At 65.4% G+C, this 15,153-nt stretch carries 15 protein-coding genes; 9 read left to right on the top strand and 6 right to left on the bottom strand.

The features are described 5' to 3' along the window. Window positions 1-19: 19 nt before the first annotated feature. Together LBW87_RS07025 and LBW87_RS07020 are read right to left on the bottom strand one after the other, a co-directional pair. Entirely contained in the window at window positions 20-1,042 is a 1,023-nt protein-coding gene (locus LBW87_RS07025) for a FecR domain-containing protein (RefSeq protein WP_225200724.1), read from the bottom strand. 36 nt (window positions 1,043-1,078) lie between these two features. Further along, window positions 1,079-1,591 (bottom strand): sigma-70 family RNA polymerase sigma factor, encoded by a 513-nt coding sequence (locus LBW87_RS07020; protein WP_413927621.1) that lies wholly within the window; start codon window positions 1,589-1,591, stop codon window positions 1,079-1,081. 285 nt (window positions 1,592-1,876) lie between these two features. On the opposite strand from LBW87_RS07020, the gene LBW87_RS07015 reads away from it, so the two are divergent. The 4 genes from LBW87_RS07015 to LBW87_RS07000 all read left to right on the top strand — a co-directional run bounded on the left by LBW87_RS07015 (window position 1,877) and on the right by LBW87_RS07000 (window position 5,430). Continuing rightward, window positions 1,877-3,292, top strand: a complete 1,416-nt coding sequence (locus LBW87_RS07015; protein WP_225200722.1) for a CoA transferase — start codon at window positions 1,877-1,879, stop codon at window positions 3,290-3,292. Window positions 3,293-3,299: 7 nt separating this feature from the next. Continuing rightward, entirely contained in the window at window positions 3,300-3,971 is a 672-nt protein-coding gene (gene lepB / locus LBW87_RS07010) for a signal peptidase I (RefSeq protein ID WP_225200721.1), read from the top strand. A gap of 104 nt (window positions 3,972-4,075) precedes the next feature. Next, window positions 4,076-4,705, top strand: a complete 630-nt coding sequence (locus tag LBW87_RS07005; RefSeq protein ID WP_320442719.1) for a TetR/AcrR family transcriptional regulator — start codon at window positions 4,076-4,078, stop codon at window positions 4,703-4,705. Between the two features lie 353 nt (window positions 4,706-5,058). Next, complete coding sequence (locus LBW87_RS07000; RefSeq protein ID WP_225200720.1) at window positions 5,059-5,430, top strand: hypothetical protein; 372 nt, start codon at window positions 5,059-5,061, stop codon at window positions 5,428-5,430. Here the strand turns inward: LBW87_RS07000 and LBW87_RS06995 are convergent. The 3 genes from LBW87_RS06995 to LBW87_RS06985 are packed head-to-tail and all read right to left on the bottom strand — an operon-like array spanning window position 5,427 to window position 8,662. Then, window positions 5,427-6,212 carry an endonuclease/exonuclease/phosphatase family protein gene (locus LBW87_RS06995; RefSeq protein WP_225200719.1) on the bottom strand — a complete coding sequence of 262 codons (786 nt, stop codon included), beginning with the start codon at window positions 6,210-6,212 and terminating at the stop codon, window positions 5,427-5,429. The two genes, LBW87_RS07000 and LBW87_RS06995, sit on opposite strands and share 4 nt — an antisense overlap. Next, complete coding sequence (locus tag LBW87_RS06990; RefSeq protein WP_225200718.1) at window positions 6,209-8,461, bottom strand: VTT domain-containing protein; 2,253 nt, start codon at window positions 8,459-8,461, stop codon at window positions 6,209-6,211. The genes LBW87_RS06995 and LBW87_RS06990 overlap by 4 nt, the downstream gene beginning before the upstream one ends. A gap of 30 nt (window positions 8,462-8,491) precedes the next feature. Continuing rightward, the gene (locus LBW87_RS06985; RefSeq protein WP_225200717.1) at window positions 8,492-8,662 is read right to left on the bottom strand and encodes a hypothetical protein; all 171 of its coding nucleotides are present in this window, start codon (window positions 8,660-8,662) and stop codon (window positions 8,492-8,494) included. Between the two features lie 229 nt (window positions 8,663-8,891). On the opposite strand from LBW87_RS06985, the gene LBW87_RS06980 reads away from it, so the two are divergent. From LBW87_RS06980 to LBW87_RS06965, 4 genes are read left to right on the top strand one after another with little or no spacing between them, the layout of a single operon-like run. Then, window positions 8,892-11,312: a HAMP domain-containing protein gene (locus LBW87_RS06980; RefSeq protein WP_225200716.1), complete on the top strand. Its 2,421-nt coding sequence runs from the start codon at window positions 8,892-8,894 to the stop codon at window positions 11,310-11,312. A gap of 24 nt (window positions 11,313-11,336) precedes the next feature. Continuing rightward, window positions 11,337-12,059, top strand: a complete 723-nt coding sequence (locus LBW87_RS23885; protein ID WP_413927625.1) for a methyl-accepting chemotaxis protein — start codon at window positions 11,337-11,339, stop codon at window positions 12,057-12,059. After that, on the top strand, window positions 12,056-12,649 hold the full coding sequence (locus tag LBW87_RS06970; protein WP_225200715.1) for a hypothetical protein: 594 nt from the start codon (window positions 12,056-12,058) through the stop codon (window positions 12,647-12,649). The genes LBW87_RS23885 and LBW87_RS06970 overlap by 4 nt, the downstream gene beginning before the upstream one ends. 46 nt (window positions 12,650-12,695) lie before the next feature. Beyond that, the gene (locus tag LBW87_RS06965; protein ID WP_225200714.1) at window positions 12,696-13,064 is read left to right on the top strand and encodes a response regulator; all 369 of its coding nucleotides are present in this window, start codon (window positions 12,696-12,698) and stop codon (window positions 13,062-13,064) included. Window positions 13,065-13,073: 9 nt separating this feature from the next. Here the strand turns inward: LBW87_RS06965 and LBW87_RS06960 are convergent, their stop codons facing one another. Further along, on the bottom strand, window positions 13,074-14,003 hold the full coding sequence (locus LBW87_RS06960) for a PCC domain-containing protein (protein ID WP_225200713.1): 930 nt from the start codon (window positions 14,001-14,003) through the stop codon (window positions 13,074-13,076). 241 nt (window positions 14,004-14,244) lie between these two features. On the opposite strand from LBW87_RS06960, the gene bla reads away from it, so the two are divergent. Further along, window positions 14,245-15,144: a class A beta-lactamase gene (gene bla / locus LBW87_RS06955; protein WP_225200712.1), complete on the top strand. Its 900-nt coding sequence runs from the start codon at window positions 14,245-14,247 to the stop codon at window positions 15,142-15,144. Window positions 15,145-15,153 lie beyond the last annotated feature (9 nt).

Raw genomic sequence — 15,153 nt, 5'->3', positions numbered from 1 at the left:
AATTCTTTTCGGTCGCGGTTCAACTGCGTTCGGCTGGCACCACCGTGACCCACCACGGCAAAGTGCGCCGTACCCGCACCGGCAGCGTCGCCTCCAGCGCCTTGAGCACGCGGTCGGTGTCGCCGATGGGATAGACGCCCACCAGTCGCAGGCCGGCCACTTCCGGGGCGCAACCCAGGTAGCCCGAGCGGTAGCGCCCCAGCTCGGCCAGGAAATCATCCAGGCGCATGTCGTCAGGCATCAGCAACTGGCGGCTCCAGGCGGCCATGCTGTCGTCGGCGGCGCTGGTCTGGCCGATGCCATGCCGATCAAAACGCACCCGGTGGCCGGCCTCGATCACCTGCGCCGCAGCCGGCCCGGCGCTGGCCGGGGTAATCCGGACCCGGCCCTGCAACACGGTCAGCAACACCTGATCGCCGTCGAGCCTGACCAGGAAGCGGGTGCCGAGCGCTTCCATCCGACCTGCCAGCGCATCGACCACCAGCGGCCGCGCCGGTTGCCGTTGGTCATGTGCGCTTTGGACCATGATTTCGCCCCGGTACAGCGCAATGCGCCGCAACTGGTCGTTGAAGGGGGCGTCGGCGGCACTGGCGGTGTTGAGCCAGAGCGTCGTGCCATCGGCCAGTTGCTGCTGGCTGGTCTGGCCCAGCGCGGTACGAAACTGTGCGTTCAGGCCCGCCACATAGCCGCGCACCTGGGGCGAACTGCCCAGCGAGCCCGCCACCCCGATGCCAGCCGCCAGCCAGGCCAGCGTCTTGATGGCGCGGCGGCGTCGCGCACCATCGCGGGACAGCACGCGGTGGTTGACGCTGGCCGGCAGCAAGCCGAATTCGGCATTGACCGCTTCCACCCGTTTCCAGGCCGCCCGATGGCGGGCGTCGCGCTCCAGCCACTGGCGCCAGCGCTGTTGCTGGGTGGCGTCGGCATCGTCGGCCCGCAACACCGCAAACCACTCGGCCGCCTGCTGCAGCTGTTCGAATGAAGGCGGCTCGGGCGTGTTCGGCAGATCGGCGGGGCGGGACAGGTGCAGGCGGTCTTGCATGGCGGATGGCGAGCAGGAAGAGTAGGAGAGGGAAGCTCAGGATTCGAGCAGCAACATGCATTGCAGCATGGCCTGGGCCATGTATTTCTTGACCATGCGGTCCGACACGCCCAGTTCGCCGGCAATCTCGAGGTAGGTCCGGCCATCCAGTTGCGACAGCAGAAAAGCCTGGCGGGCGCGGGCCGGCAGGCGGTCGAGCAGGGCGTCGATGCGTTGCAGTGTTTCCAGCACCAGCGCGCGCTGTTCGGGCGAAGGCTGCAACGCTTCGGGGCGGGCGGCCAGCGCATCCAGGTAGGCCCGCTCCAGTTCCAGCCGGCGCCAGTGGTTCACCAGCAGGCCGTGCGCCACGGTGCGCAGGTAGGCGCGCGGTTCTTGCAACTGGGATGTCTGCTTGCTGGCCAGCAGGCGCAGGAAGGTATCGTGCGCCAGTTCGGCGGCGTCGTCGCGCGAGCCGAGCTGGCGCCATAGCCAGGAGTGCAGCCAGCCATGATGGTTGCTGTAGACCTGTTCGAAAGGATCGCCCAAGGGCGGGTTGCTGGAGTTGGCCACGATGACGGACTGTCGGACGGAAATTGGTCAGAGCAAAACGGAACCAAACGGATTGGCGACCGGACAATGATCGTGGCGGCAGCGGCTGGATCAGGACTGCGTCTTGCCGCGAACGGCAATGCGCAAGTTGACGATTATAGTTGGAACAATTCTTATTCGCAATCAAGTGCGGCAGCGCAATGTCAATAAAGTGCCGGGTGCCTGGCCGGCGTCGCACGCGATTTTTCAGGACAAGCAATAATGCTGCGTCTGGCGCCCGATGCCAGACCATAATAAGGAACAATCATGCGTGAATCCTCGCCACCGAATCCCACCACCGCGCCGCTGGCGCCGCAGCTGCTGGCCCAGATCTGGCAAGGGCTGGATGGCGCAGCGGCGCAACTTTCCGCTGTCGGCCTCATCGGTAATGGCGATCTGCCGTCGGTCTTTGGCGTGAGCGACCTGGCCCAGGCGTCGGTGGCGGCAGCCGGGCTGGCGGCGGCCGAACTGGCCCAGGCCATGGGCGGAGCAACACCCGCCCTGAGGTGCGACCGGCGTCTGGCATCGATGTGGTTTGCCAGCTCGCTGCGACCGGATGGCTGGACCGCGCCTGCATTGTGGGACGCCGTGGCCGGCGACTATCGTTGCCAGGACGGCTGGATCCGGCTGCATACCAATGCCCCGCATCACCGCATCCGTGCGCTGGAGGTGCTGGAGCTGGATCCGCAGGCGCAGCGAGAACAGGTGGCCGCCGCCGTGGCCGGCTGGCGCGGCGTCGAACTGGAACAGGCAATCGTCGCCCATGGCGGCTGCGCCGCCGAGATGCGCTCGCAGTCGCAATGGCAGGCACATCCGCAGGGCCAGGCCGTGGCCGGCGAAGCGCTGGTGGCGCAGGCCCGGTTCGATGCCGGCTGGCGCGCCAAGGGCAGCCCCGACCCGGCGCGCCCGCTCGCCGGCGTGCGTGTGCTCGACCTGACCCGGGTGCTGGCCGGGCCTACTGCCACGCGCATGCTGGCCGGGTTGGGCGCCGAGGTGCTGCGGATCGATCCCGACTGGTGGGATGAGCCCGGCGTGGTGCCCGAGATGACGCTGGGCAAGCGCTGCGCCCGGCTTGATCTGCGCGCGCCGGGTCAGCGCGCCACGTTCGCCGCATTGCTGGCGCAGGCCGATGTGCTGGTGCATGGCTATCGCGGTGGCGCGCTTGAAGGCCTGGGACTGGGCCAGCAATGGCGCCGCCAGTGCAATCCCGCTCTGGTCGACGTGGCGCTCGACGCCTATGGCTGGAGCGGTCCCTGGGCCGGCCGCCGGGGCTTCGACAGCCTGGTGCAGATGAGCGCCGGCGTTGCCCATGCTGGCATGCGTGAGCTCGGACGCGACCGCCCCACGCCGTTACCGGTGCAGGCGCTTGATCACGCAACGGGTTACCTGATGGCGGCGGCCGCCTTGCGCGGGCTGACGCTGCGCTGGCAGGATGGCGTCGGCAGCGACTGGCGGCTGTCGCTGGCGCGCACTGCGCTGCTGTTGACGCAACAGGCGCCGGATGCGGCGCAGAAAGAGGCGCTGGCGCCGGAGACAGCCGACGACCTGGGGCCGGCGATCGAAGCGACTGCCTGGGGCCCGGCGCGCCGGCTGCGCGACGCCCTCGAGATCGACGGCGTGCCGTTGCACTGGACGCTGCCGGCCGGCCCGCTGGGCAGCGCGCCGGCGGCCTGGCTGGATTGAGGCCACGATGAAATCATTCAAGGCCTGGCTGATCTTCGTGTTGCTGATGGTGGCGTTTCGCAGCGCCATCGCCGACTACAACGTGGTGCCGAGCGGCTCGATGATGCCGACCGTGCTGGCGGGCGACCGCATCCTGGTCGACAAGATGGCCTTCGACCTGCGCCTGCCGCTGACCCATATCCGCCTGGCCCGTCTGGGCGAGCCCCGGCGCGGCGACATCGTCACGGTCGATTCGCGCCAGGCCGGCGAACTGCTGCTCAAGCGGGTCATCGGCCTGCCGGGCGACGTCATCGAATTGCGCGACAACGTACTCACCATCAATGGCGATGCGGCCAGCTACGACCCGGTCGCCGTCGCGCCGGCCAGCGGCGACGGCGTCGACGACGCGCGCTACAGCGACGAGCGGGTCGACGGCATGTCGCACCTGGTACGGCTGGCGCAGGCCAACCCCGGCTTGCGCAGCAGCTACGGGCCGGTGGTGGTGCCGCCCGATCACTACCTGATGCTGGGCGATAACCGCGATAACAGCGCCGACTCGCGCTATTACGGTTTCTTTGCCCGCGACGAATTGATGGGGCGCACCCGTCGCATCGCCTTCTCGCTGGATGGTGAGCGGGGCTATCTGCCGCGCCTGGAACGCACCGGAAAGTGGCTGGATGGTGGCTTGCCTCCTGGCTGATTTGCGTGGATTGACCAGTGTAATTTCGGCTAAATATCGAGGATGCACCAGAAAAGGGCTCAAGTTGTTTCCGGTCTTGCCGTTAAAGGCTCGGGACGGTCTGTATTCTTTTTCTGGAGCGCATCATTTCTCTCACCTTCATTTCCGATCCGGCCACCGGTCGCCGCCGTAATGCGGTCAGCCACGACGCCATCCTCGATGCCACTTACGTGATGCTTGAGGAAATCGGCTTCGACAAGCTGTCGCTGGAAGGTGTGGCTGCGCGCGCGGGCGTGGGCAAGGCCACCATCTATCGCTGGTGGCCCAACAAGAGCGCGCTGGTGATGGAAGCGCTGTTGCGCGCGGTGGAACCGATGCCGGCCATCGGCGACAGCGGTTCGGCACGCGGCGACCTGGAAGAACATATCGCCCGTCTGTCGCAGCTGCTGCGCGGCAAGAGCGGCCGGGTGGTGCGCGAGATGATCGCCCTGGCCCAGTTCGACGACGACACCATGCGCATCTTCAACGACAGCTACCTGGGCCCCCGACGGGCAGCACTGGTGGCGGTGCTCAAGCGCGGTGCGCTGGCCGGGGAATTCCGCTCCGACCTCGACCTGAACCTGGTGTTCGATCTGCTCTATGCGCCGCTGCTGCAACGGCTGCTGACCGGCAGCGCGGACTTCGAGGAGCGCCAGGTCAAGGCGCAGCTCGACCTGGTGCTGGGCAGTATCTCGCCCACGCCGGCATTGCAGTAACTGGTTCTGAATCAATACCAGCCAGCCTTCACACAACTTTAGAGACCCGCCCGACAAACTAACAAGCGTAAATTTTATTGAATGCGGCTGTAAATGCCCCTAGAATCCGAGACGAAACGTATCGTATTGGATCTGGGGCTTTTGCTTGCGCGCGCGAATTGTCGCCAACGCTGTGCCATCGCGGTTTCCCCTCCCGTTGCCTTACCTTTCACAGAACTGATGAATAAAGCCGCCCGCCGTCCGGGCGGCGGAATGACTATCGCCACGCGGCACAGGGCGCCGTTCGAGCGGGCGCGCGGCGAGACAGGGGAAGGATAAACATGCGAGTGCAAGGGGGTTCTATGCACGGCGAGGTGAGCAGGGTAGAAGCGGCCGTTGCTGGCGGCCAGGCAACGCCGATTCCAGGCGCGATTCCATCTTCGGCAGCGCTGCAGCGGCGAAGTCGCCAGACCCGGCGCTGGTGCGGCGTCGGTTTCGTCACGATTCCATTTTTCCAGGCCTTCATCTGGAGCCAGTACAACAGCTTGGTCAGTCCCGACGGCGGCGCACTGGTGGGCGACGATTATTGCGATTGCCGGGCCACCGTGGCGCACTGGGTCAGCGATTACTTCTGGACCCAGATGATCTGGCTGCCGGCCAATACCCTGGTGCTGTTGATCTGGGGGGCGCTGGCCTTCAAATTGTGGGGCCGTCATATCGGCCCCCGACGGCTTGGCGGATCCTAAGCATCGATATGCGCAATGAGCGGCAGGTGGTCCGACGCCACCCGCGCCAGCGGCGTGCGATGCACTTCGACGTGCAGCAGCCGGTTGCGCGGACTGATCCAGATCCGGTCCAGTGAAAACAACGGCCAGCGCGACGGAAAAGTGCGCGGCGCCGGTGCTGCCTCGAAATGCGAGACCAGCCAGCGCAGCGTGCGGCCCCACATGAACCATTCATTGACATCGCCCATCAGGATCACCGGCGCCCGGTCGGTATCGAAGGCCTGCAGCAGCCGGCGAATCTGATGGCGGCGTTCGGCCGGCTTCAATCCCAGGTGGGTGGCCACCACCCGCAGCATATGCCCGTGACAATCGATGTCGGCATCGACCGCGCCACGCGGTTCACGACTGCCGAACGAGAGGTCGATGCGATGGCTGTCGATCAACGGATAACGACTCAACACCGCATTGCCATAACTGCGTTCGGGGCATTCCATGGTCGGACCCGAGACCGAATGAAAACCGGTGTGTTGACGCAGCAGCTCGAGCACGTCCACCTGTTGCGAGCCGCCCAGCGGCACCTCCTGCAGGGCGATCACGTCGGCGTCGATCTCGTCGAGCACGGCGCCGATGCGGGCTGGATCGAATAGGCCATCGGTGCCGACGGCGCTATGGATGTTGTAAGTAGCCACCGTTAGCGGCCAGGGATTGTTGAGCGCAGCAGGTTCATGCGTGCGGGCCAGGTCCGGCTCCAACTCTGACGTCGCGAACGGGTCGCGGGGCGGCATCAGGCTGGTTTGGGTCATTTGGCCTCGGCGGGCAGATGGTGGCCGGACGGCATGTGATCGCCGCTGTCAGGGCGCGCGCGTTTTTTTTGCGCGCGCGGCTTGAGCAGCTTCTGCAAGCCGAACGCGGTCAGCATCAGCGCTGCGGTGACGGCTACCAGCACCAGCACCGATTGCAGGCTCGGGTGGCGAATCGCCTCGGCCAGGTTGTGCGAGAACATCACGGTCAGCACGATGCCGGGCGCCATGCCGGCGAAGGTGCCGATCATGTAGTCACGCAGACCCAGATGCGATGCGCCGGCCACCACATTGACCACGGTGAAGGGGGCGATCGGCAACAGGCGAATCACCGCCATGGCGGCGATGCCGCGCTGGGCAAAGCGGCGACTGAGGTTGTTGATGCGCGGCCCCAGCATCTGGCGCAAGGCGTCGTGACCCAGCCAGTTGCCCAGGACGAAGCCCAGCGCTGCACTCAGCAGCACGCCTGCGATGGCGTAGAGGCCACCCATCATGGGGCCGAAGACCACGCCGGCTACCGCGATGAGCACCGTGATGGGCACCATCAGCATGCCCGCCACCACGAAGGCGGCAATCACGATCACCGGCGTGAACGGCATCTTGTCGACGCTGCGGGCCAGTGCAATCAGCGAGCCCAGGTTGATCCAGTCGCTCAGCGGCGTGAAGCGCCACGCCAGCGCAAATGCGACCAATAACACGGCCAGCATGCCGAGGCCGATCATGCGGCGCGGGACCGGTTTGCGGGCGCTGTGCGGCACATAGGCGTCGACCACTTCATCGGGGCTGATCGGACGCTCGGGATCGAAGACAGCGTTTTCGGGGGTCAGCGCATCCAGCTCGGGAATCAGGCGTGGCTGCAGCGGAACCATATTGCGGGTGTCCTCGCGATGCAGCGCGCTGACCGTCTGGTGCAGGCTGCCGCAGGCGGCGATGCGCTCGGCCACCACTACCGGCTCGGTGCCGAGATGTTCGGCCAGCAGGCGGTTGCGCATCGAGGCGATGGCGGCCCGGATGTGGTCGCGCCGTTCGGGCGCGCCGCTGGCTTCGATGGTGAGATTGCATTCGGTGTCGAAGGCCATCGAGCGGTTGCTCATGTTGGCCGAGCCGACCGAGAACAGGCGGTCATCCATTGCAAACACCTTGCTGTGGACGTTGAGGCAACCGTCTTCAAGTCCCGGCAGCTGCGGGCAATACATCTGATAGCGGGCATCGGCGCGCTCGTCCAGACCGGCCAGTGCATCCTTGAGCCGATGATGAATGCGCGCACGCAGGGCGCCCATCGTCGCCTGTTCCAGCCACCCGCTCTGGGTCTGCGGCGACACCACCATGACCTCCGGACCGTCGCTTTCGCGCAGTCGCTCGCCGAGCGCATCGGCCAGCACATTGGACGTGAAATACTGGTTTTCGAAGAACAGGAACTGGCGCGCACCGGCAATCGCATCCAGGTACAACTGACGCACCTCGAACACGCCCGCGCGACCATCATGGGCTGGTTCGGTGCGCGATATCCCGACGGCGATATCCTCCAGGTCCGGCGCGTGATCGTCAGGCCAGGGATCGGACTCGGGGTGGGACGACGTCGGCGCCGGCGCCTGGCGCGAGGGGCTGTAGCCAGCCAGTTTCCAGCGTCGGCGCGCCAGTTCGCCCAGCGCCCGCGCACAGTCGCCGTCGACCATGGCCTGCACGTCGTGGAACGGCGCGTAGCTCTTGCCGTCGGGGTCGCGGCGCAACGGATTGTCACAGGCGTGGTCGGGGGTGTCCCAGCGACAGCGGGTCAGGTCGAGCCCGCCCACGAAGGCCACCCGGTCGTCCACCACCACCACCTTCTGGTGGTGCGAGGCGCCCACCGGATGGCGCGAATCGGTATGAAAACGCAGGCGCCCGCTACGCTCGCGCCCGGGCTTCCTGGCCAGCATCCACTCGCGTTCCAGCGCGTAGAGCATGGCGTAGTCCCAGTTCAAGACGTGAATGTGCAGTTGCGGCCGGGCCGCCGCCAGCGCGTGCAGGAAGTCGCCCAGTTGCGCCGGGAAACCATCGTCCGTGCCTTCCGGCACCAGCGTGGTCCGGCTATCCATATCCCAGCCGAGGATGTAGACGCTATGGCGCGCCTTGAGCAGGGTTTCGCGCAAGGCGCGAAAGTACGCCGCCCCATCGATGAGCAACTTGAAACGATCGGCATGTTCCAGGCGCCAACAGTTGCGACCTGCCTGCAGCAGGCCGTCCGGCTGTTGGTGGGGATGGGCTTGTGGCATCACGGCTCCGGGCAGGGGCGATTCTCGGGTTCAGGGCTTGCCGACCGACAGCGGATGTTCGTCGTCGGGCTTGACCTGCTTGGTCTTGGGTTCCACTTCGGCGTGCGAAGTGCGTTCCAGTTCGTCAGGCCTGGCGTGGTCGAGATTGGTCTCGGTAGCGTTTGCATACTCGTCTGCAAGCGGACTTCGGCTCTTGTTCATGATGGCGGGCTCCTGTTGACGGTGTAGCGAGGCATGCCTGACTGTAAAGCTGCCCGCAATGCCTGCCCATCGGACAGCGACCCAAGCTGATGTAGGAAGACGCTGTCGCGCGCCGTAAAAATGTTGTCACGCGGCAGTAATACTGGAGTGCAACAATGCGCCCCGCATCAGCGTCGAGCCGGGTTTCCGTTCACCGGGAGCCGCTCGAGCGACCACCAGGGGAAATCCGATGACTATCCGCGCGCGCATCACTTTGCTTGTCCTGCTTACGTTCCTGGCCATTGCCGGCATTGGTGGCTACGCGATGCAGCAATCGCGCACCAGCGCCACCGCCGTCAAATCAGTCACCGAGAGCGTCATGCCGAGCGTCTTGGCATCGTCCGACCTGATGGGCCAACTCAAGGATGTGCAGCTGGCGGCCATGGTGATGGTGACCGAGTCCGACGACCAGCTGGTCGCGCAGGAAAACGAAAAACTGGCCGAGAAGAAGGCGATCCTGCAACGCGCGCTGGAAGGCCAGGCCAAGCAAGCCGAGGGCGTGGCCCAGCGCGGCCTGGTGCAGCAGGCCAGCGATAGCCTGGACGAATACTTCAACGCCATCGACGCCACCGCCAAGTTCAAGCTGGCCGGCAAGAACGAGATCGCCCAGGCGCAGTTCTTCGGCGGCGTGATGCAGTACCAGAGCGAACTGGAAGGGATCGTCAACACGCTGCGCATCGAAAAGAGCCGCTTCAAGGACGCCGCCATCTCCTCGCTCAACGACCGGCTGGCCAGCACCACCACCACCATCACCATCGTGACCGTCGCGGCGGTGTTGCTGCTGGCGGCCATCGGCCTGCTGCTGTACCGCCAGATCACCGGCCCCATCAGCCGCATGGCGGGCATGATGCGCGAGATCGCCACCAGTCAGGACTTCACGCGGCGCCTGCCGGTGCAGCGCATGGATGAAGTCGGGCAGTCGATCGTGGCCTTCAACGGCATGGTCGAGAAGATCGAAGAGGCTTCGGGACAGGTGCGCCAGAAGACCGCCGACATGCAGGCGATGCTGCAGAACATCCCGCAGGGCATCCTGACCATCGTCGACGGCAATCGCGTGCATCCCGAGTATTCGGCCTTCCTGGAAAGCGTGTTCGAGACCAGCGACGTGGCCGGCCGCGACTTCATGGAACTGGTGTTTGCCGATTCCAGCCTGGGGGCCGACGCCATGGCACAGATCGCCGCGCTGGGCGGCGCCTGCATCGGCGAAGACGTGATGAACTTCACCTTCAACGAACACCTGATGGTGGGCGAGATCGAAAAGCGCATGGCCGATGGCCGCCGCAAGGTGCTGGACCTGGCCTGGTCGCCCATCACCGATGAGAACGACATGGTGATCCGCCTCATGCTGTGCGTGCGCGATGTGACCGAACTGCGCCAGCTGGCGGCCGAAGCCAACGAACAGAAGCGCGAGCTGGAAATGATCGGCGAGATCCTGGCCGTGCCGGCCGCCAAGTTCGGCGAGTTCATCGCCGGCAGCCGCCGCTTCCTGGACGACAACGAGCAGATCGTGCACCAGAACCCGGAGGCCACCGCCTTCGCGATTGCCAAGCTGTTCCGCAACATGCACACCATCAAGGGCAACGGTCGCACCTACGGCTTGCTGCACCTGGCCAACGCCGTGCACGACACCGAGCAGTATTACGACGACCTGCGCCATGCCCACACCGGCGCGGTCTGGGACCAGCAGCACCTGCTGCGCCAGTTGGCGCAGGTGCGCGAGCTGGTCGAGCGCTACGCCCGTATCGACCAGGTCACCCTGGGGCGCGGCGTGGCAGTGGCCGAAACGGTGGAAGGCCGCACGCGTCACACGCTGACCGTGGACCGCCGCCACATCCAGGAAAGCCTGCAGCGCCTGGAGCACGTCAATACCGCCAACCTGCATGAACTGGTCGCGGTGCGCAATGCAGTGCGCCAGACCTTGCGCCTGCTGGGCACCGAGACCATGCAACAGGTGCTGGCGCCGGTGACCGACTCGCTGCCGCAACTGGCGGCCGACCTGGGCAAGAGCGCGCCGCAGGTCGAGATCGAAGACAACGGTTACGTGGTGCACGGCTATGCCGCGCCGCTGCTGCAAAACGTCTTCATGCACCTGATCCGCAACGCGGTGGACCACGGCCTGGAACAGCCCGAGGAGCGCGCCGCAGCCGGCAAGGCGGACGCCGGCGCCATCCGCATCGAGATGGGGGTGATGGACGACATGCTGCATCTGGCGCTGTCCGATGATGGCCGCGGCCTGGCGATGCAGCAGGTGCGCCGCATCGGTATCGAGAAGAACCTGATCACGGTCGACCAGGCGCTGACCGACGCCGAAATTGCCCGCCTGATCCTGCAACCCGGATTCTCGACCCGCAGCGAAGTGAGCGAAGTGTCGGGCCGTGGCGTGGGCATGGATGCGGTGGTCGACTTCGTCACCCGCGAGCAGGGCCGTATCGAATTGCGCTTTACCGATCACGCCGAGGGCGCGGCATGGCGCAACTTCCAGATCGTGGTGATGCTGCCGCAAAGCATGGCGGTAGAAGTCGACGGGATCGATGTTTCGTACCCGGTGGGCGGGCCGGAAGGCATGGATGAGCTGCCATTGCCGTCCGATGCAACGCCCCAGGTGGCTTGAGCGACAACCAGCGAGCAGATGATGATGATTGAAGTGGGTCTTGTGTTGTCGGGCATGTTGCTGGCCGGCGTGCCGCTGGCGCTGTTGTTGCGCCGTCAGCGCCGCCGCAGCGCCGGCATGGTCGACACCGCGCAGGTCGAGCAATGGCGCCGTCAGGCTCAGGCCGCGCTTGAACAACAGCAGCAGGAAGTGGCGGCCCAGCGGGCGCTGCTGGAGCAGCAACTGCTGCACCATGAAGAGCGGCTCGAAGAGATCCGGGGGGAAGGGCAGCGCACCGTGCTGCAGCTGGGGGCGAGCAATACGCAGCAACTGGCGCGCGTGATGGAAAACTGCGATGCCTCGCAAGACACCATCAGCCGTCTGCTGGGCCTGATGCGTACCTTCGAGCGCTGGCACGATGACATGAACGTACTGATTGCCCACAATCGCGAGATGCATCGCAAGAACGACGAGTTTGCGCTGATCGTCAACCAGGTCGTCATCGTCGCGCTCAACGCCTCCATCGAGGCGGCCCGCGCCGGCGCCCATGGCCGCGGCTTTGCGGTGGTGGCATCCGAAGTGCGGGACCTGGCGCAGCGCGCCGAGAAACTGTCGAAGAGCTATCGCGCCAACCTTTACCAGAACGACCTGATCACCACCACCACCTTCCAGGACTTGCAGGCGGGCGGCAAGATGATCGTCGGCGCCGTCATCGGGCTGGAACAGATCAACCGCCGCACGCGCGAAAGCCTGGCGGAGGCGGCATGACGCAAGCCTCCCCCGGTCAGTCCGCGCTGGCTCAGGCTACCCTTAGCCAGGCCGCGCAGGACGGTTTCGACCTGCTGCTGGGCCAGGCCTTGCGGGGCAGCCTGGTGCCGGCCGATGAACAGGCCGAGTTGACGGTGGTGTCCGACCTGGCCGAGATCAACGAGCGCCAGATGGTGGTCCTGACAGTGTCGTCGTATCTGTTCCGGGTGATGGTGATGTTTCATTTCACGCCGGATGCGGCCACTCGTGCCCATTTTGCGCGGCTCAACAAGGTCGCTCCGGCCGAACTGGGCGAGCAGGCCTTCATGGATGCCATCGCCGAGTGCGGCAACCTGTGCTGCGGCGTGCTCAATCGCGACCTGGGCAACTTCTTCCCGCACCTGGGGATGTCGACGCCGAATGTGATCGACAGCCGCTGTGCGGCGTACCTGCAAGCGCTCAACGCCACGCACGTGCGGCATTTTGCCGTGGATATTCCAGATACCCGGCGTTTTCACGTGTCGTTGTGCATCTCGGCCTATGCCGACATGGACTTCACGGTGTCGGCGCAGGAAATCGAAGTCGACACCGGCGAGCTCGAGCTGTTCTGAGCCGAGCCGCCCCATTCCTTATCACCAAGCAGAAAGAGACAAGCTCATGGCACAGATCCTGGTAGTAGACGATTCGAGCACGGTGCGCACCGAAGTCGGTGACTTCCTGAAAAAGAACGGCCTCGACGTGATCCTGGCGGTCGATGGCCGCGACGGCCTGGCCAAGCTCAAGGGCGATCCCGGCATCAAGCTGGTGGTGTCGGACGTGAACATGCCCAATATGGATGGCCTGACCATGGCCGAGAAGATCCGCAGCGAGCTGGGCAATGCGGCAGTCAACATCATCATGCTCACCACCGAGAACTCGCCCATCATGAAGGAACGCGGCAAGGCGGCCGGCATCAAGGGCTGGATCGTCAAGCCGTTCAAGGGTGATGCCGTGTTGCCGACGTTCAAGAAGCTGGTCGGGGCCTGAGCGGCGTCTTCACTGTTCTTCGAGCACCAGTTCGAAGCAGATCAGCACCGGATTGCGGCCGCGGGCCAGCACCCCTTCCCAGACCTTCCCCTCAGGATTGACCAGCCCGATATCGAGACGCGCGCGCAAGCCATCGGCGCTGGTCACCACCTCGCCGGCGCGCACCAGGATTTCGGTGGCGCGATCCTCCAGCACCCGTCCATCCTCGAATTCGGCGCCGATGATGCTGCCCACGCTGCCGCGCACGATGGCGTTTTCGATGCCATGCGCGCGGCAGGCCTGTTCGACCGCGGTGGTCAGGTCCTGGTCGGGACGGATGCGTGCCAGTATTACCCTTGCACCGGCCTCCTTGGCCGTATCGTCTTCAGGCGCCAGGCGGGTGGGGTAGAACAGCGTGAAATTGGTTTCGGGGTCGTAGCGGGTCGCCATGGTGGCGTTGCCTACGCCCCATGCACGGGCGATGCAGGCGGCGCCGATGATGGTCTGGTCCGTCATCAGGTGGCCGCCCTGGCGCTGGCCGTCGCGGCCACGCCAGATGGCATGGCAGTGCACGAATGGTTCGCCGTCGCGCCGGCCATACGTGGCGCAGGCATATTCGATCACCGTTCCTTCTTCGATGGCATGCGGCGCGCTGTAGAACGCGGCATGCTGGTCGTCCACCGGCAGCGCCGGCATCAGGAAGTGATGCGCGCTCACCGCAAGGTTCTCGAAGCGCACCGTGCCGCCTTCAATGCCGGCCGCCGCCAGCGCGATGCTGATGGCGTCGCGCAGCGAGCGTCCGGCTTCCAGCGTGAACTCGAGCGCTCTGGCCTGGCCAGCCAGGCTGACCACGCGTTCAGGTTCGGGCGGGCCGGGATGGCGCACCGAGCGGGCAAAGTCGGATAACCGGGCCGGCGAATCGGCGGGCGGGCGAGGGGCGGCGTGGGCGAGCGAAGGCATGGCGGTCTCCTGATGACATCGATTGATCTTGTTTTTGTATTCAGAACACGTATTGTCTCAGTTTCGGTCATGCCATGAGGCCGCGCTCGGGTGAATGTTTTTCAGGCGGGCGCGGCGGTCTGCGTGCGGCTGAGCTCGATGACATTCTGGAACCAAATGCCCGTCGCCCCGACTAATACGGTCTGCTGCCGGCCCGGCCTTTCATCCAATACCAAATACTAAAAAGACATAGAAACTGATCATGACGCTTTCATCCAATCGCCGTACCTTGCTCATCGCCGGCGGCCTGTCGACACTCCTCAACGCCTGCGCCGTGGGTGCGCCCAAGCCGGACAACAACGCCCTGATCACACAGAAACTGGCCGAGCTCGAGAAGAAGTCCGGCGGACGGCTGGGCGTGATGGCGATCGACAACGCCGGCGGCGCTTCATCGAACCGCGTCGGTTACCGGCAAAGCGAGCGTTTTCCGTTTTGCAGCACGTTCAAGGTGGTCCTGGCGGGCGCCGTGCTCAACCGCAGCCTGGAAGATTCGACCCTGCTGCAGCGGCGCCTGCGCTTCAGCGCCAAGGACCTGGTGTCGTATTCGCCGGTGACCGAAAAGGCCGTGGGTGCGGGCATGACGGTATCGGGCCTGTGCGCGGCGGGGCTGCAATACAGCGACAACACTGCCGCCAACCTGCTCATTGCCGAGCTGGGCGGGATCGGCGCCGTCAATGACTATGCGCGCAGCATCGGCGACACCGAGTTTCGCCTGGATCGCATCGAGACGGCGCTGAATACGGCCATTCCCGGTGACGCCCGCGATACCACCACGCCGCTGGCGATGGCGCAGACCCTGCAGAAGCTGACGCTGGGCGAGTTGCTGCCGACGCTGCAGCGGCGCATGCTGATCGATTGGATGCGCGGCAACACCACCGGCGGCACGCGCATCCGGGCGGCGCTGCCGCGCGACTGGCAGGTCGGCGACAAGACCGGCTCGGGCGACTACGGCACCACCAACGATGTGGCCGTCATCTGGCCCGGCAACAACGCCTCGCCGGTGGTGTTGTCGATCTACTTTACCCAGACTGCCGAAAATGCGCCGATGCGCAACGACGTGGTGGCCGACGCCGCCCGTATCGTGGCTGAACATTTCATCTGATCCGCCGCC

This window comes from Herbaspirillum sp. alder98 (assembly GCF_020179755.1).
In the GTDB taxonomy this organism is placed as follows: domain Bacteria; phylum Pseudomonadota; class Gammaproteobacteria; order Burkholderiales; family Burkholderiaceae_D; genus Herbaspirillum.
Note: the sequence above shows the minus strand (reverse complement) of the source record. Positions and strands in the feature narration are given on the sequence as shown.